The 25,297-nt window shown below is 69.8% G+C and carries 18 protein-coding genes and 1 pseudogene; 13 read left to right on the forward strand and 6 right to left on the reverse strand.

Annotated features, from left to right (window positions below; genetic code table 11):
• Window positions 1–3: 3 nt before the first annotated feature.
• From RNL97_RS32215 to RNL97_RS32245, 7 genes are all read left to right on the forward strand, one after another.
• Entirely contained in the window at window positions 4–1,269 is a 1,266-nt protein-coding gene (locus RNL97_RS32215) for a cytochrome P450 (protein ID WP_313751558.1), read from the forward strand.
• Entirely contained in the window at window positions 1,266–2,135 is an 870-nt protein-coding gene (locus RNL97_RS32220; RefSeq protein ID WP_398867040.1) for a thioesterase II family protein, read from the forward strand. Before RNL97_RS32215 ends, RNL97_RS32220 begins: the two co-directional genes overlap by 4 nt.
• Before the next feature lie 61 nt (window positions 2,136–2,196).
• Entirely contained in the window at window positions 2,197–2,925 is a 729-nt protein-coding gene (locus tag RNL97_RS32225; RefSeq protein WP_030593088.1) for a class I SAM-dependent methyltransferase, read from the forward strand.
• Window positions 2,922–4,793, forward strand: coding sequence for an ABC transporter ATP-binding protein (locus RNL97_RS32230; RefSeq protein ID WP_313751559.1), 1,872 nt, complete (start codon window positions 2,922–2,924; stop codon window positions 4,791–4,793). Before RNL97_RS32225 ends, RNL97_RS32230 begins: the two co-directional genes overlap by 4 nt.
• Window positions 4,790–6,547, forward strand: coding sequence for an ABC transporter ATP-binding protein (locus RNL97_RS32235; protein ID WP_313751560.1), 1,758 nt, complete (start codon window positions 4,790–4,792; stop codon window positions 6,545–6,547). The genes RNL97_RS32230 and RNL97_RS32235 overlap by 4 nt, the downstream gene beginning before the upstream one ends.
• 62 nt (window positions 6,548–6,609) lie before the next feature.
• Complete coding sequence (locus tag RNL97_RS32240; protein WP_313751561.1) at window positions 6,610–8,013, forward strand: salicylate synthase; 1,404 nt, start codon at window positions 6,610–6,612, stop codon at window positions 8,011–8,013.
• A gap of 205 nt (window positions 8,014–8,218) precedes the next feature.
• Window positions 8,219–8,530: a hypothetical protein gene (locus RNL97_RS32245; protein ID WP_078652205.1), complete on the forward strand. Its 312-nt coding sequence runs from the start codon at window positions 8,219–8,221 to the stop codon at window positions 8,528–8,530.
• Window positions 8,531–8,969: 439 nt separating this feature from the next.
• Here the strand turns inward: RNL97_RS32245 and RNL97_RS32250 are convergent, their stop codons facing one another.
• Window positions 8,970–9,476, reverse strand: a complete 507-nt coding sequence (locus tag RNL97_RS32250; RefSeq protein WP_030593103.1) for a metallophosphoesterase family protein — start codon at window positions 9,474–9,476, stop codon at window positions 8,970–8,972.
• Window positions 9,477–9,780: 304 nt separating this feature from the next.
• On the opposite strand from RNL97_RS32250, the gene RNL97_RS32255 reads away from it, so the two are divergent.
• Window positions 9,781–10,344 (forward strand): DUF2243 domain-containing protein, encoded by a 564-nt coding sequence (locus tag RNL97_RS32255; protein ID WP_243316176.1) that lies wholly within the window; start codon window positions 9,781–9,783, stop codon window positions 10,342–10,344.
• Window positions 10,345–10,355: 11 nt separating this feature from the next.
• Complete coding sequence (locus RNL97_RS32260; RefSeq protein WP_243316178.1) at window positions 10,356–11,180, forward strand: cytochrome c oxidase assembly protein; 825 nt, start codon at window positions 10,356–10,358, stop codon at window positions 11,178–11,180.
• A gap of 76 nt (window positions 11,181–11,256) precedes the next feature.
• Here the strand turns inward: RNL97_RS32260 and RNL97_RS32265 are convergent.
• Window positions 11,257–12,108: pseudogene (locus RNL97_RS32265) on the reverse strand (tyrosine-type recombinase/integrase); the annotation flags it as partial.
• A gap of 1,399 nt (window positions 12,109–13,507) precedes the next feature.
• Here RNL97_RS32265 and RNL97_RS32270 point away from each other — a divergent pair.
• The 3 genes from RNL97_RS32270 (at window position 13,508) to RNL97_RS32280 (ending at window position 17,051) form a co-directional block, all read left to right on the forward strand.
• Window positions 13,508–13,912: a hypothetical protein gene (locus tag RNL97_RS32270; RefSeq protein WP_243316182.1), complete on the forward strand. Its 405-nt coding sequence runs from the start codon at window positions 13,508–13,510 to the stop codon at window positions 13,910–13,912.
• A 564-nt stretch (window positions 13,913–14,476) separates the two neighbouring features.
• Window positions 14,477–14,680: a hypothetical protein gene (locus RNL97_RS32275; RefSeq protein WP_243316183.1), complete on the forward strand. Its 204-nt coding sequence runs from the start codon at window positions 14,477–14,479 to the stop codon at window positions 14,678–14,680.
• A gap of 376 nt (window positions 14,681–15,056) precedes the next feature.
• Window positions 15,057–17,051 carry a polyprenyl synthetase family protein gene (locus tag RNL97_RS32280; RefSeq protein WP_313751563.1) on the forward strand — a complete coding sequence of 665 codons (1,995 nt, stop codon included), beginning with the start codon at window positions 15,057–15,059 and terminating at the stop codon, window positions 17,049–17,051.
• Window positions 17,052–17,114: 63 nt separating this feature from the next.
• Here the strand turns inward: RNL97_RS32280 and RNL97_RS32285 are convergent, their stop codons facing one another.
• Together RNL97_RS32285 and RNL97_RS32290 are read right to left on the reverse strand one after the other, a co-directional pair.
• A complete protein-coding gene (locus RNL97_RS32285) occupies window positions 17,115–17,930 on the reverse strand; it encodes an ABC transporter permease (protein ID WP_199814251.1) in 816 nt (271 codons plus the stop codon).
• A gap of 8 nt (window positions 17,931–17,938) precedes the next feature.
• Complete coding sequence (locus RNL97_RS32290) at window positions 17,939–18,544, reverse strand: ABC transporter ATP-binding protein (protein WP_313751565.1); 606 nt, start codon at window positions 18,542–18,544, stop codon at window positions 17,939–17,941.
• A gap of 771 nt (window positions 18,545–19,315) precedes the next feature.
• Here RNL97_RS32290 and RNL97_RS32295 point away from each other — a divergent pair.
• Window positions 19,316–20,215 (forward strand): hypothetical protein, encoded by a 900-nt coding sequence (locus RNL97_RS32295; protein ID WP_158709158.1) that lies wholly within the window; start codon window positions 19,316–19,318, stop codon window positions 20,213–20,215.
• 247 nt (window positions 20,216–20,462) lie between these two features.
• Here the strand turns inward: RNL97_RS32295 and RNL97_RS32300 are convergent, their stop codons facing one another.
• Window positions 20,463–21,167, reverse strand: a complete 705-nt coding sequence (locus tag RNL97_RS32300) for a PxKF domain-containing protein (RefSeq protein WP_243316186.1) — start codon at window positions 21,165–21,167, stop codon at window positions 20,463–20,465.
• An 879-nt stretch (window positions 21,168–22,046) separates the two neighbouring features.
• Window positions 22,047–25,091, reverse strand: a complete 3,045-nt coding sequence (locus tag RNL97_RS32310; protein WP_199814250.1) for a hypothetical protein — start codon at window positions 25,089–25,091, stop codon at window positions 22,047–22,049.
• Window positions 25,092–25,297: the final 206 nt, after the last annotated feature.

A 25,297-nucleotide genomic window follows, 5' to 3' on the forward strand; every position in this document is an offset into this window, starting at 1 on the left:
ACCATGAGCACCCCCGAGACCTCGACGGCGTCTCACGCCTCCGACCCGCTCCGCACGGACACCGTTGCGTACACCATGGCCCCACCCCGGGACTTCCCCATCCAGCGCGGCTGCCCCTTCGCCGCGCCCGCGGAGTACGACGCGCTGCGGGCCGACGAACCGGTCGCCCGCGTCACCCTGCCGACCAAGAAGGAAGCTTGGGTCGTCACCCGCTACGACGACGTCCGCGAACTTCTCTCCGACCCCCGTGTCAGCGCCGACATCAGCCGCCCGGGCTTCCCGGCCCTCGGCGAGGGCGAACAGGAGGCCGGGGCACGGTTCCGTCCCTTCATCCGCACCGACGCCCCCGAGCACACCAAGTACCGGCGCATGCTCCTGCCGGTGTTCACGGTGCGCCGGGTCCGGGTGATGCGCCCCGCCGTACAGGCACGGGTGGACGAGATCCTGGACGGCATGCTCGCCGCAGGCGGCCCCGTGGACTTCGTCTCCGTGTACGCCAACGCCGTCTCCACCTCGGTGATCTGCGAACTCCTCGGCATCCCGCGCGAGAACCTGGAGTTCTTCCGGGACGTCACCCGGATCTCCGGCTCCCGCAACAGCACCGCCGAACAGGTCGCCGAAGCCCTCGGTGGCCTCTTCGGCCTGCTCGCCGAACTCATCGCCCAACGGCGGGAAGAACCCCGGGACGACCTGATCTCCAAGCTCGTCACCGACCATCTCGCCGACGGCCACGTGACCATGGACCAGCTGCTGTCCACCCTCGGCATCACCATCAACGCCGGCCGTGAGACCACCACGAGCATGATCGCCCTGAGCACTCTGCTCCTCCTGGACCGGCCGGAGCTGAAGGAGGAACTGCGCCGCGACCCCTCCCTCATGCCCGCCGCCGTCGACGAACTCCTGCGCGTCCTGTCCGTCGCCGACTCCATCCCCCTGCGCGTGGCCGCCGAGGACATCGACCTCTCCGGCCGGACGATCCCCGCCGACGACGGCGTCATCGCCCTCCTCGCCGGGGCCAACCACGATCCCGAGCAGTTCGACGAGCCGGAGCGGGTCGACTTCCACCGCACCGACAACCACCACGTCGCGTTCGGCTACGGCGTCCACCAGTGCGTCGGACAGCACCTGGCCCGGCTGGAAATGGAGGTCGCCCTGGAGACACTCATCCGCCGGGTCCCCACCCTCCGCCTCGCCGGTGACCGGGACGACATCGCCGTCAAGCACGACTCGGCCACCTTCGGCCTCGAAGAACTGAGGGTGACCTGGTGACCGCGTCCTCCTCGCCGAACGTGTCGTTCCAGCAACCCGCCCAGCACTTCCCCCGGCCCTCCGGACGCGCCGTCCGAGCGGACAGCCCCTGGATCAGGCGGTTGAGCGGCGGGCCTGCTCCCCGCTTCACGCTCGTATGCCTGCCGCACGCGGGCGGAAGCGCGGGCTTCTACCGGCCCTGGGCGCCACTGATGCCCCCCGAGGTCGAACTCCTCGCCATCCAGTACCCCGGCCGCGAGGACCGTTTCGAGGATCCAGGGGCGGCCGACATGGGGGAGCTGGTCAGCGCGGTGGCCGACGCCCTCGAACCTCTGCTCGACCGGCCGTACGCCCTCTTCGGACACAGCATGGGCTCCGCCGTGGCCTGGGAGCTTGCCCACGAGCTCACCGGCAGCCGAAACCTCGCCCCGCACCGGCTGTTCGCGTCGGGCCGGGCGGCTCCCAACACCGCCGTGACCGGGCAGCTGCACCGCCAGAACGACGACACCCTGAGCGCCGAACTGGCACGCCTCGGCGGAACCAGCCGAGAGGTCCTCGACGACCCCGGGCTGCGGTCCCTGATCCTGACGGCCGTACGCCACGACTACCGGATCATCGAGACGTACCGGCCGGCGGAGCGGCCGCCCCTGGCCTGCCCCCTGCACGTCCTGACCGGTAGCAAGGACCCCGAACTCGGGGAGGAACGCAGCCGCGACGGGGCAGGTGGCTGGGCGGACCTCACCACCGCCCGCACCGAAGTCCGCGTCTTCCCCGGCAACCACTTCTACCTCACCCCCCGACGCCGCGAGGTCGTCGCCACCGTGCTGCGCCGACTGGACCCCTCGCTGACCATCGGCGGCGCACACACCTGGCCGAGCACCCCGTGAACCGAGACCGCAACGCCACCCGCACACGACCCGCCACACCCGCCCCCACCCGGAGAACGCCGTGATCGACTACTACTCGACCTCGGCCGAGTTCTACGAACTGGTCGCCACCCGGCACACCGCCAGCAGCGGCCCGCCGCTGACCCGCGTCCTCACGGGTCTGGACACATCCCACGGACCCGTCCTGGAGATCGGGGCGGGCACCGGACGCGTGACGGAGGTCATCGCCTCCGCCCTGCCCGAGGCGGAGATCCTCGCGGCCGAGCCCTCGGCCACCATGCGCGCCATGCTCACCTCCCGGGTCGCCCGCGACCCGGACCTGCGCAAGCGCGTGACCGTCGTGGACGGCGCCGCCCAGGACCTCCTCCTGCCCGAACGGCTCTCCGCCGTCGTGATCTTCGGCGTAGCCGGTCACCTCACCGTCCCCGAACGCGTCGCGCTGTGGAAACGGCTCGCGGACCGCCTTCCGGACGGCGCGCCCATCATCGTCGAACTCATGGGAGTGACCGCGCCCCGCGTCATCCCACCCGTCATGTCCCTCAGGGAGACCATCGGACGCCAGACGTACGAGTGGTGGATCGGCGGCGAACCCACCGACGGCGACGCCATGCGGTTCACCACCACCTGGAAGGTTCTGCGCGACGGCCGCACCGTGCGCGAGGTCTCCGACACCTACGACTGGCACACCTTCGACGTCGCCCGGCTGGCCCGCGAGGCCGGCATGACCAGCCGCCGCATCACCGAGGCCGGCGGCAGGCCCGTCCCTGAAATCGGAGTACTCGTCAAGTGAAGTCACAGCCACCCGAGGCCGGCCCGGCCCCGGCAGCCGCCGGCACGAGCACGCACCCCGCCCCACCTCCGCTCCGCGCGCTCGCCGAGCCGGTCCGCGGACGACTGGCCCTCGCCACGGGCCTCCAGGCCGTCGCCGCCCTTGCCGGCGTGGTCCCCTTCATCGCCGTCTCCCGCATCGCCGAACGCCTCACCGCTGGGCCCCCGGCCGACGGCGACGCCCTCTGGCCGCTGGTGGTACTGGCCTGCTCCTCGGGCTTCGTCGCCCTGGTGTGCGGCACGGCGGCCGGAGCCCTCGCCCACATCGCCGACAACGACCTCCAGCTCACCCTCCGCCGCCGGCTCGCCCGGCACATCGGACGGCTACCGCTCGGCCGGCTCACCGACCGAGGCACCGGTGAGGTGAAGCAGGCCGTGCAGGACGACGTGAGCGCGCTGCACACGCTGTTCGCCCACACCCTGCTCGATGTCGTCGCGGTCCTCACCGCCCCGGTGCTGGCCCTGGCCTACCTGTTCACGGTCGACTGGCGTCTGGCCCTCGTCAGCGTGGTGCCCCTGCTGCTGGGCGTGTTCCTGTTCAGCCGGGCCATGTCGGGCGCGGCGGGACAGATGGCCGAGTTCGGTGCCGCCCTGGGACGGATATCCGCAGCCGCGGTGGAGTTCGCCTCCGGCATCGCCGTGTTCAAGAGCTTCGGGCGCGGGAGCAAGGCCCACGAGCGTTTCGTGCGCGCGACCGAGGGCTTCGCCGACTTCTTCTCCGGCTGGGTCCGGTCCACCCTGGTGACCTCCACCGCCGCGATCCTGGTGGTGGCACCGGCCGTGGTCCTGCTCCTCCTGTCCGTCCTGGGCGCGGTGTTCATCACCCAGGACTGGATGACCGGAGCCGATCTCGTCCCCTTCCTCCTGCTCGGCCCCGCCGTCGCCGCCCCCATGGGCGTGGTGGGCCCCCGCATCCAGCAGATCCGTGCCGGCCAGGCCGCCGCCGTACGCATCACGACACTGCTGCACGCCCCCACGCTCGCCGAGCCCGCAGACCCGGCCCTGCCCGACGGCCACCATGTTTCCCTGCGTGGGGTGTCGTTCTCCTACGACGGGCGGGCCGACGTCCTCAGCGGTGTCGATCTCGACCTCGCGCCCGGCACGGTCACCGCCCTGGTCGGTCCCTCCGGCTCCGGCAAGTCCACCCTGGCGTCGCTGCTGCCCCGCTTCCACGACGTCACCGCCGGTACGGTCACCCTCGGCGCCGTCGACCTCCGGGACATCCCCGCGGCCGAGCTGTACCGCCGCGTCGGCTTCGTCCTCCAGGACGTACGGCTGCTGCGCGCCGGCGTCGCCGACAACATCCGGCTGGGCCGCCCCGAGGCCACCGACGAGGAGGTCGAGCGGTGCGCCCGCGCCGCCCGCATCCACGACCGCATCACGGCCCTGCCTGACGGATACGCCACCGAACTCGGCACGACCGTCACCCTCTCCGGTGGCGAGGCCCAACGCCTCTCCATCGCGAGGGCACTGCTCGCCGACGCCCCTGTCCTTGTCCTCGACGAGGCGACCGCGTACGCCGACCCTCACTCCGAGGCGCTGATCCAGGACGCGCTGTCCGAGCTCGCGGCCGGCCGCACCCTCCTCGTCATCGCCCACCGGCTGTCGACCATCCGCTCCGCCGACCGCATCGTGGTGCTGGAAGACGGACGCATCACCGAGCAGGGCCGCCACGACGACCTCCTGGCCGCTCAGGGCCGCTACGCCGCGCTGTGGGAGGCCCAGCGGACCGCGGGCCCGGAAGAGAGCGACGGCACACCGCACCACCGGTCCGCACCCGTGGGGGCCGGCCGCAGGGCGGACGACATCCGAGAAGGAAGTGCACGATGATCCGTCAGCTCTACCGCGTCCTGGGACCGGAAGGCTCCCGCCCTCTGAACCGGCTGCTGGTCCTCCAGTCCGGTGCGGCCGTCCTGCAAGGCGTCGCCTTCGCCCTCCTCGTGCCCGTCCTTCAGGCCCTGCTCGGCGCGGACCCCGACGACGTCTGGCCCTGGCTGACGGCGTTCACCGGCTGCGTACTCGGTTACGCGGCGCTGCAGGGCGCCGCTCTGAGCGGTGGGTTCACCGTCGGCTCCCAGCTTTCCCGGGTGCTGCACCGCCGACTGGCCGACCAGGCCCTGCGCCTGCCGCTGGGCTGGTTCACCCCCGGCCGCACGGCCGAGTTCAGCAGACTGGCCGGACAGAACGTCATCCAGGTGATGAGCACACCGGCCCACCTGCTGCGCCCGTTCCTCACCTCCCTTCTCACCCCGGTGACGCTGGTCATCGCCACCTTCTTCTTCGACGTCCGCACCGCCTTGGTGCTCCTGGTCTGCGCGCCCGTGCTGTTCGCCGTCCAATGGGCCAGTGCTGCGATGCTGCGACGACTCGACCTCGGCCGCGACGCCGCCGCCGGCGAATCCGCGGACCGCGTGCTGGAGTACACGCGCAACCAGCCGGTCCTGCGGGCTTTCGGCCGGACCGCCGAGGGTTACGGAGCGCTGGACGACGCGCTGGTGGCCGAGGCACGCGCCGATCGGCGGCTCATCGCGCGCGGCCTCCCCGGCCTGGTCTCGTTCACTTTCGCCACCCGACTCGTGTTCGCCCTGCTGCTCGCACTCGGGGTCTCCTGGCAGCTCGACGGGTCGCTCACCATCCCCACCCTGCTGGCCCTCCTGGTCCTGCTGGTGCGGCTCATCGACAGCGTGTCGTCCGCAGCCGAGGCCGGTGCGGGCATGCGCATCGCCCGCAACACTCTCGAACGGCTCGGCGCCGTCCTGGACGAACCGCCGTTCCCCCAGCCCGTGGAGCCGCGGACACCCCGTGGCGCGAGTGTGGAGTTCACCGGGGTCGGCTTCCGTTACACCGACGGGACGGCCGACGCAGCTTCCGCACGCCCGGTCCTGAACGATGTGACGTTCCGCCTGCCCGAGCGCAGCATGACCGCACTGGTCGGGCCCTCCGGCGCCGGCAAGACCACGGTCGCCGCGCTGATCGCCCGCTTCCGTGACACCACGGACGGCACGGTCCGCATCGGTGGAGTCGACGTCCGCGAGATCGCCGCCGACGACCTGGCCGCCCATGTCTCCCTCGTCTTCCAGGACGTCTACCTCTTCGACGGAACCATCGAGGAGAACGTCAGGATCGCGTCCCCGGAAGCCGCCCCGGAGGAACTGGCCACTGCCGCCGCCCTGTCCGGGCTCGACCGGGTGATCGCGGAGCTACCCGACGGGTGGGACACCAAGGTGGGGGAGGGCGGGGCGAGGCTGTCGGGTGGGCAGCGCCAGCGCGTGTCCATCGCCCGCGCACTGCTGAAGGACGCTCCCGTCCTCATCCTCGACGAGGCCACGGCCGCGCTCGACCAGGAGAACGAGGCGTTGTTCGCCGATGCCGTGCGCGCCCTGGCCGACCGTAAGACTCTGCTGGTCATCGCGCACCGGCTCAGCACCGTCGTCCACGCGGACCAGATCCTGGTCCTGGAGGACGGTGGGATCACCGAACGAGGCACGCACGACGACCTGGTGACGGCGGGCGGCACCTACGCGGCCTTCTGGCAGCGCCGGGCGCGGGCCAACGGCTGGCGGCTGGAGGCGGCACGGCCATGACCTCCCACCACGCACCAGCGATCCGCCGGACGCAGCTGGAGTACGAGAGAGGGCACGACACGATGAGCACCGACTTGAGGAAGACCTGGGACGAGTGGGCGGGTGCGGTCCCGCGACTGGCGTGCTCAAGCACCCTGGAGCCCTGCGACGACCCCGCGGCCACGGCCACCCGCCTCGCCCAAGCCGCCCTCGCCGACCAGTACATGGTCTACGAGGCAGCAGCCGGCGTCTGGCACTTCGCTGCGGGCTCCGCCGAGAGCCTCACCGCGCACGCGGCCGGCATCACCGCGCGAGCGGTGGGGCGCACCTGGACGGCTCCCACCGACGGCAATCCGCTGACGATGTTCGCCGACACGCTGAGCGCCCTCTCTGCGGCGCACGGCGCGCACGACAGCGAACGTCACTTCTACGGCTGGGCCGCCTTCGAGCTGGCCCACCTCCTCCACGCGGACCCCGCGGCCACCGGTGACGGACCTCTGCTGCACGCGCTGATCCCGTCCGTCGAGGTGACCCTCACCGGGGACCGGACCGTGATCCGCGCGGTGGACGAGGCGTGGCTCCGCAAGGTCTCCGACCTGCTGGCGGAGCCGACGACGCGACATCTCGCTCCGGAGGGGACGACCCCGGAGGTGTCCGAGCGGATCATCGCGGCCGGCTCGGACGCCTATGGCAGGGCGGTGTCCCGAACGGTCGAGGACATCCGCGCCGGGCTCCTGGAGAAGGCCGTCGTCTCCCGGAAGGTTCCGTTGCCCGCCGCTCCGTCCGTGGACTTCCCCGCGACCTATCTCATGGGCCGCCGGGCCAACACCCCGGCCCGCTCCTACCTGCTGGATCTCGGGGGCTACCGGGCGGCCGGGTTCAGCCCGGAGACCGTCCTGGAGGTCGGCGAGGACGACCGCGTCAGCACCCAGCCCCTCGCAGGCACCCGCGCACTTGGAACGGACCCGACGGAGAACGAGCGCCTGCGCGCGGAACTGCTCACCGATCCCAAAGAGGTGCACGAGCACGCCGTGTCCGTACGCCTGGCCTGGGACGAGATGGCGGCGGTGTGCCGGCCCGGGTCCGTCACCGTCGAGGAGTTCATGGCGGTCCGGCCGCGCGGTTCGGTCCAGCACCTCGCCTCACGCGTGACAGGCCGACTGCGGCCCGACGCCGGACCGTGGGACGCCTTCGCCTCGATCTTTCCGGCCATCACCGCCACCGGAGTCTCCAAACGCTCCGCCCTCCAGGCGCTGGCCCGCCACGAGGAGGGGCCACGCGGCCTGTACGGCGGCGCGGTCTTCCGGGGAAGCACCGGTGGCGCCCTCGACGCCGCCCTCGTTCTGCGCACCCTCATCGGCGCGGGCGACGAGACGTGGCTGCGCGCGGGTGCGGGAGTCACCGCTCAATCCAGCCCCGAACGCGAGATCGAGGAGACCTGCGAAAAGCTCCGCAGCGTCGCCCCGCACCTGAGGTTCGCCATTTAAGGAGAAGCCGGAGTCGACAGGGCACACCGAAGCCGGTGAAGTGCATGCTCAGATATCGCACCGATAATCGTTATCGATAGCACGCTCGTTAATTAGCCTGCTTGCCGATGCGTGGTCTCTGTGACAGCCTCGGCCGGGAGAGTGCACAACAGGAGGACGCTGAAAGCTGCCGCCGCAAAAAGGGCGGTGGTCTGAATTCATGGAGATGAGTGAAGTGGCGACGTCCCTGCAACATCGGCCGCACCCCGGTCATGACCATGCGCACGCTGCGGGCTGCGGACATGTCGCAGTCCCTCACGGCGATCATGTCGACTACGTGCACGACGGGCATCTGCACCGTGAACACGACGGCCACGCGGACGAGTGCGAGGCTGGCGAGCACCGGGAGCATTCCGAACATGCCCACGCGCACGGCGAGGGCTGCGGGCATGTGGCGGTTCCGCATGGTGACCACATGGACTACGTGCATGACGGCCACCGGCACGCGGCTCACAACGGCCACTGGGACGACCACTGACTGTTTCGCGTGCACCATCCGAGTGCGCAGAATGCACCCCTATTCTCCGGGGGTGCATTCTGTGTTCTTCCGTATTCGCGCAGAGAAATTCTGCGCGGGGTTGAGTGGCGGAGTCGCGAGATCCGACAGCGTGGCGAAGACCGTCATTTCCACGTCGCTCATGAGTCCTCGATCGCCGCCCCTCCACGGGGGCGGAAGTGTCTGTGCCCGCCGGGCGTACGTTCTCTGCCCAGCCCTCGGCCGGTCGGTGCCGACGAGGCCCGTGCCGCTGCCCTCATGAGGGCAGCGGTGATCATTGTTCCCCCGTCGCCGCGCGTGCTAACTCCCGGCCGTTCGCACGACGCTCAGGGCACCGCCCCCGGAGAGCCGGCGCGCCGGGCGAGCGCTGGCGCCGAGGGCGGGTTCCCAGCGGAGCGCACTCCGCCGTGCGCCGGGTACCTCATCGGGAGCGGGGCGGCAGACGGTGCAGGCGGAGGTCGAGAAGCCGTGCGTCCCTCACCTCGGCTGTCATGTACGTGCAGTAGGGCTGTCGCCGCCTGTCGGTCGGCGATCCCGGGTTCAGCAGACGCAGCCCGCCGGGTGTGGTGGTGTCCCACGGAATGTGGCTGTGGCCGAACACCAGGGCGTCGAGGTCGGTGAAGCGCTCCTGGCACCGCTGCTCGCGGCCCCGCGCCGGTCCCGTCTCGTGGACGACCCCGAAGCGGATCCCACCGCACTCCACCCGTGCCACTTCGCCGAGCCGGGCCCTCAGCTCCGGCCCGTCGTTGTTGCCGTGAACGGCGACCAGGCGCCTCGCACGGGCCTCGAACAGGTCCAGAGTGGCCGTGTCCGTCCAGTCGCCCGCGTGGAAGACCACGTCGGCCTCGTCCACCGCCGCGAGGAGGGGCGGGGGCAGCACCCTGGCCCGTTTGGGTACGTGCGTGTCCGAAGTCAGCAAGAGGCGCACAGCCCGCTCCCGTTCCGCCGGTTCAGACATTGCGGTCTGCCGGAACCGCACCTTCCACTGGACAACGTAGAGGATGCCCGTGGCGCTGCGCATCGTGGCGGCGAGGACGCCACCCATCTTTGGGCCCAGCGGGAGCCGGCCGGCGTGTGGAGCAAGGGGCCGGGGTCGAGCACTCGCGGGACTGCTCCGCTCACCGTGCTGAGTGAGCCGGGTGGCGGAGTGCGCGCGTGAGATTCCTCGCGCGGGGAACCCACGGCTGAGGGATCCACGAGCGGAGCCAGGACCGGGAAACGGAGACGAACCCATGGCCAACACGATCGGCACGTCACGGACGGGCATGGCATGGCCGGCGAGTATCCGGTTGCCGGGAATCCTGCTCGGGGTGGGGATGGGCGGCTTCGTCGACGGCATCCTGTTGCACCAGGTCCTTCGCTGGCATCACATGCTCTCCAGCACCGACGAGGACCACATCGGGGTGAAGTACTACAACCCCCAGACGGTCTCGGGCCTGGAGATGAACACCCTTTGGGACGGCATTTTCCACACGGTGTGCTGGCTCGCGATCCTCACCGGCCTCGCCCTCCTGTACGCGCGGGTCACGCGCAACCGGCGGCGGGTGTGGACTTCACGGGTGCTGTGGGGCTGGATGCTCGTCGGCTGGGGCCTGTTCAACCTCGTCGAAGGCGTCCTGGACCATCACATCTTGGGGATCCACCACGTCTACGCCGGAGACAGCCAGGTCTGGTGGGACATCGGCTTCCTCGTCCTGGGTGCCCTGCTGGTGGCCGGGGGCTGTCTGCTCCAGCGCAGCGGGCAGCCCTTCGACCCGCGACCCGTCGCCGAACGGGGCGAAGGCCGAGCCGCCTGATGGACCACGACATGCCTGCGCAGGGGCACACCGCGGGCAGCAGCCTCCTGGGGTGGCTGCTGCCCGCCGTCGTCCTCCTGGCGGTCGCCGGCGCCTACCTGCTGCTCGCCCGCCGGGCCGAGCGCCGCAACCCGGTCCAAGGCTGGAGCCGGTGGCGGACCAGCGGCTTTCTGAGCGGCATCGTGCTGCTCGGCGTGGCCGTGCTGCCGCCCATGGCCTCGATCGCGCACGAGGACTTCCGCGGTCACATGGCCCAGCACATGCTCATCGGCATGTACGCGCCCCTCGGGCTCGTCCTAGGAGCCCCCGTCACCCTGCTCCTGCGCACTCTTCCCGCATCACAAGGGCGGCGGTTGACCGCCGTACTCCACAGCCTGCCCGCCCGGGTGCTCGCCCACCCGGCGGTTGCGCTGTGCCTGTCGGCCGGGAGTCTCGCGGTTCTCTACTTCACCCCTCTGTACAACGCGACCGCGAGCAGTTCGGCGGGGCATTGGGTGTTGCACGGGCACTTCCTGCTGTCCGGCAGCCTTTTCGCCTACGCCATCGCCGGACCCGACCCGGCACCGTCCCGCCCCGGCGTGCGCGCCCGGCTGGTCTACCTGGGCATCGCCATCGCGGTCCACGCCATCATTTCCCAGCTCATGTACGGCGGCTTCCTGGTCCACGTCCACGCTCCCGTCCACCAGGTCCAGGGCGGCGCGGAGATCATGTACTACGGGGGTGACATCGCCGAACTCCTGCTGGCCGCTGCCTTGGTGGCCACCTGGCGCCCCGGCCCCCGGCGCGCGGTCCGCCGTGCACCCGTCGCGCACCTCACGGCAGCGGAACGCACCTGACACCGAGTGGTGGACAGTCCCGGGTGGGACGGGAAGGCAGGCATGCCCCGCCTGTCATGGGGGCGGCCGGTACCTGCGCCGCCCCGGCGGCCGTGATCTTGTGGACGTCCGGGTGCAGGTGGCGCTGGGTGGTGGTTGGTGAACCGTGGCCGGCGATCCTGCGGAGGACGTGTACTTGGACCCCGGCGTCGGCGAACCAGGTGAGTGCGGTGTGCCGGAGGTCGTGGTGGCGCAGATGCTCGTAGCCGAGCTTGGTGGCCACGTTGTCCCAGTGGGTGGCGTCGCGCAGGACGGCGGTGGAGGTACGTTCGCCGGGCGGGCCTGTGAACAGGTGGGCGTCCGGCTGGGGGTCGGCGGACAGGATGCGCTGGGCGACGAGAGGGCGGATCTCCTCGACGATGGGAACTCTGCGGGCTCGCGTGCCCTTGGTGCCCTTGTCGGTCAGCCCGCCGGGGGCGGGTGTGGTCTGACGGCGCACGGTCCAGATCCACTGGGTGGTGTCGATGTCTCCGATGCGGCAGCCGGAGATCTCGCCGATCCGTGCGGCGGTGCACGCGGCGAAGGCGACCACGTCTCCCCAGCCGCGGTACTGGTCGTGGGAGGCGGCCACGAGTGGGTCGGCCAGTGCGATGAGTGTTTCCCAGTCGGGCAGGGTGAGTGCGCGGGGGTCGAGGAGTTCGTCCTCGGCCTGCTTGTAGAGCTTCTGCCAGCCGGTCACCCGGGCGGGGTTCACTTTGATGATGCCGTCGCGGACTGCCTGCTCCATGACGCGGACCAGGACGGCGATGGTGTTCTTGACCGTTGAGCGGCTGAGCTCGTCGGCGATCCAGTTCTGCACGGTGCGGTCGACAGCACCGCTGGTGATCATCCGGACCGCGAGGTGGCCCAGGGCGGGCACGACGCGCATCCGCCAGCCGACGAGATAGGGTCACCGAGCTGCTTCGCGAAGTCTCGCTCCACGCAACCGGCCGCCCGGCATCCACACCGATCGCCCCGCCGAGCAACGCTCCTGCGAGCCCGGCCTGACGGGCACCCCGTGGTGCCCCGCCGCCACAGCACCACGGCGGTCGACCAGCTCTCCGAGGCAGGACAGACCAGATGCCGTACCACCCCCCCCATCCGGTGCCTCTGCGGTGACACCTCCCCGGCCGCATCCGCCTCGAACTCGGCCGTGCCAGCGCCGACGAGATCCTGACCGACGTCTTCGCGCACGTCCCGGACACCGTCGAGCGCATCTACATCACCGCCGGCGCACCCTGGCACCTGGGCACCGACCGGTACGCCTACCTCAAGGACGCCGTCCTGGCCTGGCTCGCCGCCCCCATGCGCGGCGGCTGGAAAGTCGAATCCGGCCGCGGACGCGACCGCCTGGCCGGTCACTTCCTTCACGAGAGGAACCCGGTCGGCCGGTGGGAACGCGGTGAACAGCACGTCCAAGTCCGCAGCATCAACGAATGGTTCGACCCGGAGGGCGCGGACGTCGCCATCGTCCGCGAGACCTTCACCCTGATGTGGAGGACTCTCAACGCGAGAAGGACGGCTGGCCGGACGTCGTACTGATGGGCTCGCCGAGCCAGACCGGACGCGACCTGTGGACCCGGACCATCCCCACGCGCGAGGACGCCGAGTGGAGGGGCGTTTACCCCGTCATGTCGGAGGAAATCCGCCAACTCCTCCGCGCCACCTCCGGGCAGGGCCGCACCGAACTGATCACCCCTCCCCGCCTCCCGCAGCAGCTGCCCGGCTTCTACGAGTTCGACCGCACACTGGCGTACGGCAAGCACACCTGGAGCGGGGGAGTGGGCGCTCCCCGACGGGTCACCGCCCGCACCTTCGCCTCCTCGACCGAGAAAGAGCAGACAAGCCGCGCTGTTCGCGCCGAGCCACTGGCAGATCAGGGTGACCATCCCCGACACCTGGAACCACGTCGGAATCCTGCCCTTCGCCGTCGAAGGCGACCGCTCATGGATCTACCCGCACCAGGCCGACCGCTCCTTCGTCACCTGGGCGCGGTGCCGAGGTGAACATCGCCCTGCGCAACCCCATCGCCCCGTGGAAGATCGAGATCCTGGACGGGCTGCTCTGGAAGGACGGCTCCCCCCTCAGGGACTGGGGCCGACAAACTGAAGTCGGCGTGGTCCGCCCTCGCAGCCGCGCCGACCTCAGCGGAACCCCCGAGCTCCGCCAGGCCAAAAAGCTCGCCTCCCGGGGCGTACGCAGCATCCTCCTCTACGGAATCGGCGGCTTCGCCCAGCGCCCGACCGACCGGCACCACCGGCAGCGTCCCGATCGGCAGCGAGTCCCAGATTCCGCCCGACGCCCGCGTGATGACCATCACCGACGGCACCGTCACCTGGGAGCGCAGCCGGATGACCCGCAACCCCAACGGTCACCCCGAGTGGTCGGCCGGGATCTGGTCGGCCGCTCGCGCCGCCCTGCTGTCCACCCGGGTCAAGCCGCGAGCCCGCTCCCGCCGCCGGCAAGGGCAACAACCCCATGGCCCACGTCGGCGTTCTCCACGAGCCGCCCGGCAGCACCGTCGCCTTCAACACCGACTCCTGCACGGTCACAATCCCCGCCGACTGGCGCCCTGCAACGGCGAACCCGGCGACTACAAGCTCAAGGGCATGAGCCCCGGCATCGGCACCGCCCCGAGCACCTGGGAGGAGTACCGCGCGGTCAGGGCGCTCAGCCGGTCACACCTCAAGGAGCAGCAGAGCGGACTCACCTGACATCCGCTCCACTCCCGAACGAAGAGGAAGACCCCCAGCCATGCCTCCCCGCCGCCGCAACGGCCAGACCGCCCCTGCTCCCAGCGAAGCAGCCCGGCTGTCGAACGTCCTGATCGACGAAGGTTTCACGAAGCGCGAAATCGCCGCGATTCGGGCGCAACAGCGGCGTCATCAGCCACTTCTACGCCCGCGGTCCGCGCTCGGGGCACTCGTACACCGCCGCCTTGCTCACCGTCGTCCAGGGAGATCCAGTCCGGCGGTCCACGGGATCATGAATACCTCAAGGCACTCGCCAGCCAGTACGTCACCAGGCGGTGTAGGAAGTCCGGGCAACTCGCTCGTGTCCGGGGGAGGGACACCGTCAAGCACGCGCCCAACGACCAATAGTCCTCCGGCCTCGCGCGCGCCGGCCGACAGCACATCTCATCCGGTGCTTCCCGCCTGAAGCCCGTCATCGACGCTGCCGCTGACGAGTTCGTCGCCATCACCGTCCGCGCGTCGAAGAGGCGCTTCCTCTTGGCCCCCGATGACGAATACCCCGACCGGCCGGGCGGAGCGCGGGTCGTGCAACGCCTCGACGGAACCGAGGAGCGCAGCTACGGAGGCGAGCGCGCCGGGCTCCACGCCCGGGAGTGGCAGCAGCGCATCACCGTCAACCCAGGAGATGTGACGGCCGCCATCACCAGCTGGATGGTAGAGACGGGGCGCGCCGCCGAGGGGACCAAGATCACCCACCTTGAGGTTCGTGGCTGGAAGCCCCGGAACTGATCAGGTCCGTTCCCGCGACCCGGCCAGGACCCTCAGCATGCCGTCGGCGCTCGTCGAAACGTGCGGTAACGGAGCACGGGATGGGTGTAAAGGAACGCGTATAGGCGCAGATTTGTGAGCTGTTCATGCGATTAGGCGGTTTAGCGCAGAACGGGACGTGTATTGCGACAGGCTCCTGTTTCCTGGCGGCGTGGCGTGGAGGTGGCCGCAATGGGGAGCGGGACTGCGACGTCCTGCTGCTACCTGTCAGCTGTCCTCCCGCCCGGTGAACCCCGACCAGTGTCAGGAGCGCAATATGCCACCTTCAGGGATTGATCGTGCCGTTTTTCCGTGTCTGGAGGCGGACCTGGACAGGGTCCGTGACGCTCTTGGACCGGTGCGTATCCAGGGCAGGCCCGAACTCGACGCGCTCACGCTGGACGGGCCCGGTTCGTCCCGCAGCCTGGTCCGTCCCACCCTTGCCCTGCTCTCGTACTACGTTCTTACCGATCCTTCGGCGCCGGCCGATGACCGGGCTGTGCTCGCAGCCGCAGCCGTCGAGATGCTGCACCTTGGCGCGCTCTACCACGACGACGTCGTGGACCACGCTCACGAGCGTCGGGGCCGCCCGAGCGCCAACGCGGTGTGGGGTGATCACCTCGCCATCCTCGCCGGGGACTGCGTGATGCTGACCGGGCTGAACATGCTGGCGCAGCTGGGGCAGCGCGAAGTCATCGAGGGAACGATGGCGAACGAGCGGATGTGCGCCGGCATGGTGATGGAGGCGGCCGACCTGCATACGGCCTCGCGCAGCGAGCAGGCCTACTTCGACGCGATCGATGGCAAGACGGCGCAGTTGTTCGCCCTGGCCTGCCGGCTGGGGGCGATGCAGGCGCACAAGGCCGGCGGTCGGCAGGACGGCCGGGAGGAGAGCCGGGAGGAGGCACTGGCCGGATTCGGCTGGCAGTTCGGGCACGCCTACCAGCTACGCGATGACATCCTCGACCTGACGTCCACCGTCGAGGAGCTGGGCAAGCCCGTCAACACCGATCTGTCCGAGGGCGTCTACACCCTGCCGGTCATCCGCGCGGCATCCCGCGACCGCGACCTTGCCCGCCTCTTGGGCAAGGAGCTGACGCAGGAGGAGGCCGCGCGTGCACGGGACCTCGTTCTCGCCTCCGGGGCCGTGCAGGAGGCACAGGCGGTTGCCGACGCGCACATGACCACAGCCGCTGATCAGCTCGCCGATCTCGCCGATCGCCCCCGCGCGCTCGACGGGCTGGCGGCCTACGCCCGGGCGATGCTCGACCGGCCCACCGCGTCCCCGCCCGCGGCAATTCCCCAGCAGGTCAAACAGGCCCCTCAGGCCCAGGGCAGCGCGCACGCTCAGCAGGTCACCCAGTGGATGAAGAACTGGTTCGTGGAGACCGGTATCGCCGCCACCCCGGCGGAGGCCGACCACCACCGGCTGACGGGCACCCTGTGGATCGTTGAGCAGGTCCTCCCTCGGGTGGCGGACACGGCTGGCAACGCCGATGGCTGCGACGCCGGCCTTTCCGAAAGGAGGCAGGCCTCCGCAGCCCTGGGCACGGTGTTCGGTGTGTGGGACGACATGTTCGAGGATCCGCAGCTGACGGACCCGCAGGCCATTACCGCACTGAGGGAAGGCCTGGTGGCGACCCTGCGCCAGGACCCGGCTGCACCGTCGCACGGCGCGATCTCGACGGCCTGGGCGCAGTTGTGGCCGCGCCTGTGCAAAGGCAGGACAGTGCGATGGCAGGAGGCGTTGCTCGACAACATCGAGGAATGGCTCCACGCCTGCGAGCGTGAGGCATGTCACCGCATCAGCGGCTACATCCCCTCAACAGCGGACTGGCTGCCGCTGCGGAGGTCGACCGGTGGATTCGAGATCGGCCTGGCGTGCTCGGAGGTCCTCCTGGACCGGGAGGTCCCGCCGGCGGTGCGCAGCCACCACATGGTCCGGCGTCTTGAGGACCTCGGCTTCTTCGCCCTCTTCGCTGAGAACGACCTGGTGGGACTGGACCAGGACGAGGCAGACCAGGTCCCCTACAACCTGGTCAGGGCGATCCGCCACGAAACGGGGTGCAGCCGCGCGGAGGCCATCGAGCGGGTGGAGCGCCAGGTGGCGGAAAAGCGCGCCCAGTTCACCACGGTGTTCAAGTACTTGCCCGTACTCTTCCGCACGTTGCCCGGCCTGTCCGGCCAGGGCAACCGGTACGCGGCAATCTATGACATGTTGAAACTGTTCCTTGATGTGCGGCAGGCCAAGTCCGAAAGGTACCGGCCTCAGACCGCAGCTGGGGGACCGGACCTGGAACGCCTGCGCCGTGAGGTCAGCCGGCCTGGCGTCCCAGAGCGTTCCGCACGCTAAGTCCGGAAGTAACAGAGGTCACGGTGTTCCCCGCGGGGGCTGCTCGCGCGGGGAACACCGCCCTCATCGATCCGCCGCCTTCCCGGCCGGGACCGGGTCCCCATCCGCCTGTCGGCCGATCCGCACGGTGGCTGTCAGAGCGGACCTGGTGCGCCGGTGGAAGGCCAGCAGGCCGATGAGGCCGACGGCGGTGAACCAGGCCAGCTGGAGGGCGAAATCCGCCGCCGGCACGGTGGTCGAGAAGCCCGCCGCCGTCGCGGCCTGCATGGCACCGTAGGAGGGCAGCCAGCGCACCATGTCGCTGTTCGCTCCGCCGCTGGCGAGGGGATTCTGCAAGCCCAGGTCCACGACACTGATCATCACAATGGCGAACATGCCCTCCACCTCGCGGCGCAGGAGCGTGCCGAGGGCCACGCCCAGCGCGCCGTAGGTCATCGCCGTGCAAAACAGCGCCGCGCCGAGCAGCACAGGCTGCCTGGGCGACCAGAAGCAGCAGATGACCGCGGTGGCGTAGGAACAGACCCCCACTGACGCGATGACCAGACAGGCGACCTTCGCCAGCCCCAGCGGAACCCGGGGAAACCCAGCCATGGACAGACGCCGGTCGAAGGCCTCATGGCTGAAAGTCGCCGCGAACATCATGAACCCGATGATCAGCGTGACCCCGTTCAGAGCCCCGGTGATCTGGGTGATCTTGTCACCTCCGGCGGTCAACACGTGACCGGTGCCGTGCAGCCGGAACTGCACCGGCTTCTTGGCGATGGCCCAACCCGTCATCATGACCCACACCGGCAAAAACACCGCCACGAGCAGCATGGCGAACCGGTTCCTGGCGTGCTCCACCAGCCCATAACGCGTAGCGAGCTTGAACAGCCGCACCCCGCGCCTCACCGCGCATCCTCCTGCCGTCCATGCAGCACACCGTCCCGCAACCGCCACACCTGATCGAGCCGGTCGGTGTCGTAGGCCAGATGCGAGACGACGAGGACCGATCGGCCGACCGCACGCAGGTCTCCGACCAGATCCCAGAACCGCAGATACGTCTCCCAGTCGAAGCCCTGGTACGGCTCGTCCAGCAGCAGCACCTGCGGGTCGTGCATCACCGCGAGTGTCAGGTTCAGCTTCTGCCGCGTGCCGCCACTGAGCGTCCCCACCAGGGCTCCGACGTACTGGGCGAAACCCAGGATCGCCATGACCTCCTCGGCCCGCCGCAGATCCGCAACGTCATAGGCCGCCGCGAAGAACTCCAGGTGCTGACGCACCGTGAACGCGTCGTTGAGCACCACGTGCTGAGGGCAGTACCCGAACCGTCCACCGTGCCGGACCGTGCCCCGGTCCGGTCGCAGCTCCCCCGAAAGGATCTTCAACAGCGTTGACTTGCCCGCCCCGTTCTCGCCGACGATACCCACCACCGACCCCGCAGGCAGCGCGACATCAACACCGCGCAATACCCGCCGAACGCCGTAGGAATGGTGGACTCCCTCTGCCTCCATCAACGCCCCCTTCCTCAGCCCTGACGTAGGCCGAATGGATGTCCCACAACTGCCAACGAACCGACGGCCGCAAGGAAACGAGGCAAGAGCGGACGAGCGGCGCGAAGCGCCTTGCGCGCCGACGATCAGGGTGCGCTCACCGGTATTGCGCGCCGGGCGGGGATCAACGCACAGGATCACCAGCTCCCACGGCAGCGCGCAGCAGATGATCCCAACTGATCGCTCCGGAGAGTGACCGCAGAGCAACATCGGTGGCGTTTGCCAACAAGCATGCTGATTTGCCAAGTGTGCTGCGTTGTCACAGCGTCGACGGCAACGCCCCGGCGCGAGGAAGCAGTTGCTCCCGTCGGTCCGGCAGTTCAGCGGCGCAGGGCGACGGGGGCGCAGATCGTTGGCCCCGTCACGAGCGTGTTCTGGCACCTGAGTGAGTACGGCACGGGCGAGGAGTGGTAGCTGCTGCGCAAGACCACCGCGGAGCTGGATGCGCCAAGCCTGGAGGCCCACCCGTGGGACGATCCGGCTCGAGTGCCGGGCTCGGGCGAGCGGGGGTTCCGGATTCCCTCGGCGGCTCGGATCCGGTTTCACACACTCGATTCGGCTCGGGGTGCTGTCCCCCCGCGAACTGGAGAGCGGGTGTTTGCGCTGCCGGGACCATGCCGCTAGCGATTGTCACTCCGAGCCGCAGGCGCACCGCCACAACGACAGCTAGACACGCTAAGTGATGAGACAATCACCGAACGATATCTACGCGAGTTCGTCGAGAGAGGTCTCATGCGCATTTTGAAGAGGGTCCGGGTCGCTGCAGTCGCCCTGGGGGTAGCGGCCGGGGCGCTGATGGCTTCGGCCGGCCCGGGGACATCGGTCTCGCAAGCAGCGGCGCCCGCGGACGGTGCCGCCGCTGCAGCGTCGCGCATCTACGGCGTTGAGATCGTCAAGGAGGGCGGCGGGGTCAACGACCTGCAGCCCCAGAGTGTCCGCTGCCCGCAGCGGAAGGTCCCGATCGGCGGAGGTGGCGAAGCCAGCTTCGGTCATACTCCCTGGGGCCACGACATCCAGCTCGTCAGCAGCGTCCCGCTGATCGAGGGCGGCCAGCCCGTCGGCTGGCGGACGTCCGCTTACAAGACTGTTCCCCCCGGCATGACCCTGACGACCTACGCTGTCTGTGCCTACCCGCCCAACGGCTACGAGGTCATTCAGAGCGCCACCATGCCGGCCCCCAATGACAAGCGGACCACATTGTCGTGTCCCGCCGGGAAGGTGGCGCTGGGCGGAGGTGGCGAGGTCTGGGATACGGACGCCTGGCTGAGCAAGTCGCATCCCACTCCGGTCAGTGGCACGGCCCAGCCCACCCAGTGGGCACTCGGCACCGCCGGGTGGGAGACGGCCACCGCCGTGGTCCACGCGGTCTGCACCGACCCCGTCCACGCCCTGACCGTCACCCATTACAACGCCGCCTCCGAAAGCCCCTACGGCGGTCTGCTCAAATGCCCCGCCGGGACCGTCGTCGCCGGGGGAGGCGCGTCGGCCAACGGGCCTGCGGCCAGCCTCATCTCCAGCCGCCCCGCCAAGGCGGCCGAGACCGGCTCGCGCGACGGCTGGTGGGCCCAGGGCAGCGACAACCTGAAGAGCTCCAACATTGACCTCTACGTCATGTGCACCGAGCCCGTCTAGGTACCGCTCTTCGCTGAACGCAAGCGGTCGCCCGCCTGAGCCTTTGCGTAGGCGGGCGACCACTTGACCGGCAGTGGGGGACGACGTCGCTGACGTCAGCGGGTGGCGGCCCTGCCCGCGTGCGGCAGGTGCGACTCCAGTTGCGCTTGGATGCTGTCCCACGCCCCAGCAGCCGTCCAGCACGGCCAGGGAGCGGCTGTCAGGATCTCCCGGACGGTTCGACGACGCCAAGACCTCCCGCCGAGCCTTACGTGGCTGATCCCGCTGACGGTCCCTTCCCAAGGGCCTCGTTCGGCTGGACTCGGGATGCCCGCAGGGGTGGTGGTGGGGCAGGTCGGGGGCGGTGTCGGCGGAACTGGAAGTGGGCGACGTGATCGCTGCCGTCGCTCAGCTCCAGGTGGAAGGTCCGGCAGGTGCCGGCCCATGCCCGGTCGGTCTTCCAGACGTGGGTGTAGGTATCGGTGGCCGCGTCGTAGGTGAGACCGGAGGGGCTGACGGCGCCGGAGTCGACCGGGTCGGCGGCGGTGCCGTCGCAGGCGGTCTGCTGGGACGACGGGGAGCCGTCGGTGAGGACGTCCAGACCCTTGTCGCCGCCGAGGGAGAATGTGATGGGGATGCTGCGGTCGGCGTTGACGGAGTTGACGGCCGGAGCGTTGTGCACGGGCGTGTGGAAGCCGGTGAAGGGGAAGGCTGGGGTCGGGTTCTCGACCTCGGTGCTCACCTGGTCGCGCCCGATCGCCTCCTCGCGGAAGTTGATGGCCTCGGCGTCGACCGTGACTGTTCCGCCCGCGGTGGGGACAACCGTCAGGGTGATCGACACGGGGTCGGTGAAGGAAGCCAGGTGCCAGCACCGGCCGGTCGTCCCGTTCGGGAACCCGCAGTGCCAACCGCTGTCCCCCGCCTGGAAGGAGGTCACCGTGGCGGCGGCACCGGACAACGCGACATTGACCATGCTGGACCTGCCCAGGAAATCGGGGCTGGAGTTGGGGACGTCGAGGGTGACGGTGTAGGGGCGTCCACCTGGACGGGCCCGGCCGGCGCGGCGAGGTCGACGACGGAATCCGCTTGGGCGGGTGCGGCCAGGGCGAGCATGCCGCACGTAGTGGCCGCCGCGGTGAGGAGGACCACAAGACCGCGCCGACGGGCCGGAGCCGCGGTAAGGGTGGAACGGGGCATGGTGCGCCCTCCGAAGGGATCGAGTCGTACCGCGGCGGCCCTCAGTGGCAGGTCACGACGCGTCACGGCGATGGACGTACCTACCCGCACGGCGGCAGGGATCGGTGACACAAAGGAGTTGTTGGCGCGCGCCGTGTCACTGGCAGTGATCCTTCCACGAGACCTTCACATCGGTGCTGGCTTCCCCTGATCTGTCTGGATAGCGACCGGCTGGCGTGAAATTGGGAAGAGAAGACGGCTCCGCAGCGGGAGAGCCGGATGCAGCGTCCGGAGCGGGCTGTCCGCCATTACCCGGGCAGCGGGGCGGGCAGCACGGCCGTCGGCTACTACCGAGCGGAGCCTGTGGTCGGCACCGAGATAAAGCGGATCACCGCCGGCCCGCCCCGGGTCCGCGGGGAAGGCGGTGGCGCCGCACGGGGCGGATGGCAGAAAGCGGAGCCACCCGCTGCCACAGGTCGCCCGAAACAAGAGCAGCACGCACCTGGCCATCGTGCCGGTCAACATCATCGGGGCACGGGCCCGCAGCTCAACTTATTCGGAAGGGGACGGCCTGGAAGAAGGGATGCGGGAAGTTCCTCCGGACGGCCCCCGTGACGGCTGCCCTGGGGGCGCCGTGCGGGTCCGGGCAGCGGCCTGGACCCGCACGGCGCGGTGGTCAGGGCTTCGCGTCGGAATCCCCACCGGGGGTGGGCTTGGGCGTGTCGGTCTGGCCGCCCTGGTTGAGCATCCCGCCGAGGGCGCTGAGGTTTCCGCCTCCGCCGGTCAGGGCCGGTGCCGCCTTGCCGGCCGCATCAACCGCGATCTGGGCCATCTTCTGGAGGTGTTCGGTGGCGGTCTTCAGGGCTTCCTGGGCGCGTACTCCGGCTTCCTTGTCGTTGGTGGCGGCGGATTCGATGCCCTTGCTGAGTACCTGGCTCATGGTGTCGAGGCCGCTCATGTCGCGGAACAGGTTCGCGGTGGCGAGGGCCTGCACCGTCTGGAGGCCGACCGGGTCGGGCATCACCACCGGCGGTGCGAACTTCACCTGGGAGGCGCCCATACCGGCCGCCGTGGTGTCGAGGTTCTGCGCGCGTGAGGCGGTGGACACGGGGGCGATGTCGGCCGGTGTGATCTGGATGGGCGAGTCCTTCCAGTTCCAGAAGCGAGTGAGGTCGATCTTCTCAGCCGAATTGGACCGGCCGAGGACGGCCTCGGCGAAGACGCCGTTGGTGGCGATGGCGATCGTGTTGGTCACCGGTGCCCCGAACGTGTTGTCGCTCGCCTTGCGGGAGTCGGTCCACTCCTCCCGTTCCTCCTCGCTGGCGAAGTTCCAGCGGAAGCCGAGGTAGTTCCCGGTGGCCGCGATCGGCTTCGGGTCCAGCAGGGTACCGAGCGGGAACGGCGCGGCGGTCGAACCCGCCGGAGCGTACGAGTAGTTGGCGAGGATGCGGCTGAGCGTCAGCTCGTCGGCGTTGGCCCACACGGCCTGGCTGTAGTGCCGACGGTTGTCGTTCAGGTGGTCCAGGACCGCCTGGGGCACGTTTCCGCCCCGCACGTGAAAGCCGAGCGACGCGACGTAGGTGCGGCTGCCGGACTTCACCGTCGAGCCGAACAGCCCGCAGATGGCCGAGGCGCCCCCGGCGTCCTCGGACAGGTCGGGTGCGACGGTGGTGGTCGCGGCGACGCCGAAGTTGGCTACGCCCGACGTCATCTTCAGGCGCAGCCCGGAGAGGCTGCCGCGGGCGGTTTTGCCGGACCAGGCGTCGTAGGAGATCAGCTTGTCGGCGCCGCGGAAGGTGTAGGACGCCTGCTGCGCGCCGGAGCCGCCGATGTCGCCGCAGCCGAAGGTGTGACTCGGGAAGACCACCTGGATGCCGCGGATTCCGGTGTCGTCGGACCAGACGTCGATCCTGGACGCGTAGGAGGAGTCCTCCTTCGGCTCGTCGTCGAAGGCTAACGTTGCCTCTCGTTGCAGAATCCGGCGCACTGCCCCGTTGCTCATCAGCACCCAGTTGTCTCCGCCGGCGGCCGAGGCGATCTGCGCCAGCCCGGTGACGCTCTGAAGGCCGCCGGCCGTGGGACGGACCATGGTCGTCGCACCGGACTCCACCAGGAAGGGCATGGTTTCGGTGCTGGACTGGGACTGGACGACGGCCCAGAGCGCACCGTCGGGCGTGGCGGACAGACGCTGCACGCCCGGCCCGCTCCGCTGCACCCAGCCGGTGCCACTGCGCTCGTACACGACCCCTTGCCGGGAGTACCACAGCTTGTCCTTGCCGGAGACGGCGATGTCGTCGGCCGTGACGCCCAGGCTCGACCATGTGTTCTGGCCACGTTGATGGATTATGTTGTTGGTGCCGATCATGTAGACCGAGTCGTCCGCGCCGCAGGCGATGCGCAGCCCCCACCCGGTCGCCGGGTCAGTTCGCCAGGTCGTCCCGTCGAACTGGACGATCACGTTGTCGGTGGCTCTGAGTGCCCAGACGGTGTTCTTGCCCGGTGCGATGCGGGACAGGCCCCCGCCCAGCCCCGTGGTGGGCAGCGCATTCCACCGCTGCGTCGCCGGGTCGAACCGGACCGGGCTGCCGTCGGCCTTGCGCACCCCGTACACGCCCATCGTCGAAGCGGCGATGTCGGCCAGCTCCACCCCGTCGAACTCCTGCGTGCTCGGCACCTCCGGTGCCGAGCACGCGTCGAGCCTGCGCACGGCGGTGTCGAACGGATTCGCCGCGCGGATCTTCGCCGCCCAGTCCACCGGCGCCACCGACGCGAGCACCTCCTTGTACCGCTGGAGGCTGGTGTGGGTGAAGGTGAGTTCCTGCAGCGGGATGAACAGGCAGCGTTCCAGCTTGGTCGGCTTGGTCGTCACGTTGTAGACCTGGACGACCTCGTAGTACTGCACCGACATCGCGTGCATGTGGTTGTAGTTGGTGACCACCCGGGTGATGACCTGGTCCTTCTCCGTCTGCATCGTCTCGCGTACGACCGTCATGTTCCGGGTGCGGGCCGCGGTCGCCAGCTGCTGGGTCCGCGCGCTGATCCGCTGCGTCGCCTCCTGCGCGACCGTTTTCACGCCTGTGGAGCGCGACACCGACGTCGCGATGCCCGTGTTCGACGACTTGCTCCAGTTGCCGCCGCCGCCGATGCCGAAGAGTGCGACGCCGACGCTGCCGCCTGAGCTGGACGACTGGCTGGACTGGAACCCTAGGGAGCTGCCGTCCTGCTCCTCGCGGGCGATCGCGTTCGCGACCTCGCTGATCGACCGGTTCTGCTCGGTGGTTCCGGACAGCGCCTCGTCCTCGGACGCCGTCTCGGTGCCGGTGGCCCTGGTGGTGCGCTGCCAGTCGACGACCGCGACCCTGGTGCTCTCGCCGGGCGCGAGCGCGAGGCTATGCAGCAGGCGGCCGAGCGTGACGCCCTGGGCCGACCAGCTTTGCTCCGTGGTGATGACCATGCCCTCGGCCGGGCGGTCGTAGAACGGCAGGTTCTCCTCGCCGAGGTCGATGGCGCCGGTCAGTTTGCGCGCCGGATTCGCCCCGGGGATGTCGGTGAGCACCACCGAGCGGTACCGGACGATCTCCGTCGGGTAGTTGCCGGTGGTGGGGAGCAGGTCCTTCGGCGTCGGGCCGTCGAGCATCGTCTTGTCCGCTTCGGACGGGGCAGGCGTACTCGCCGAGGTCGTCGGGGCGGTCGCGGGTGTTCCGGCGCTCGGAGTGCTCATCACGTGTCCCGTCTGAGGAGGAAGGAAGGGCAGTCGCCATGACTGCCAGGCACCAACGACGTCTGGCGCAAAGGCAACGACGCCTTCCGTACCGCTCGAAAGCTACACAGCTTGTTCGGAACAGCAGCAAACTCTGCCGGGAATGGCCAGAAACGGTGTCTGGAAGGTCAACAACCCTGTCGCAGCACGTGTTTGAGGACGTTGCC

Origin of the sequence: Streptomyces parvus (assembly GCF_032121415.1) — a bacterium.
In the GTDB taxonomy this organism is placed as follows: Bacteria; Actinomycetota; Actinomycetes; order Streptomycetales; family Streptomycetaceae; genus Streptomyces; species Streptomyces globisporus_A.

Bases quoted from the DNA above. Each gene is read 5' to 3' on its own strand.
- RNL97_RS32215 (WP_313751558.1), top strand. From the start codon at position 4: ATGAGCACCCCCGAGACCTCGACGGCGTCTCACGCCTCCGACCCGCTC.
- RNL97_RS32235 (WP_313751560.1), top strand. From the start codon at position 4,790: ATGATCCGTCAGCTCTACCGCGTCCTGGGACCGGAAGGCTCCCGCCCT.
- RNL97_RS32240 (WP_313751561.1), top strand. From the start codon at position 6,610: ATGAGCACCGACTTGAGGAAGACCTGGGACGAGTGGGCGGGTGCGGTC.
- RNL97_RS32245 (WP_078652205.1), top strand. From the start codon at position 8,219: ATGAGTGAAGTGGCGACGTCCCTGCAACATCGGCCGCACCCCGGTCAT.
- RNL97_RS32255 (WP_243316176.1), top strand. From the start codon at position 9,781: ATGGCCAACACGATCGGCACGTCACGGACGGGCATGGCATGGCCGGCG.
- RNL97_RS32260 (WP_243316178.1), top strand. From the start codon at position 10,356: ATGCCTGCGCAGGGGCACACCGCGGGCAGCAGCCTCCTGGGGTGGCTG.
- RNL97_RS32270 (WP_243316182.1), top strand. From the start codon at position 13,508: ATGACCATCACCGACGGCACCGTCACCTGGGAGCGCAGCCGGATGACC.
- RNL97_RS32290 (WP_313751565.1), bottom strand. From the start codon at position 18,544: ATGGAGGCAGAGGGAGTCCACCATTCCTACGGCGTTCGGCGGGTATTG.
- RNL97_RS32295 (WP_158709158.1), top strand. From the start codon at position 19,316: ATGCGCATTTTGAAGAGGGTCCGGGTCGCTGCAGTCGCCCTGGGGGTA.
- RNL97_RS32300 (WP_243316186.1), bottom strand. From the start codon at position 21,167: ATGGTCAATGTCGCGTTGTCCGGTGCCGCCGCCACGGTGACCTCCTTC.
- RNL97_RS32310 (WP_199814250.1), bottom strand. From the start codon at position 25,091: ATGAGCACTCCGAGCGCCGGAACACCCGCGACCGCCCCGACGACCTCG.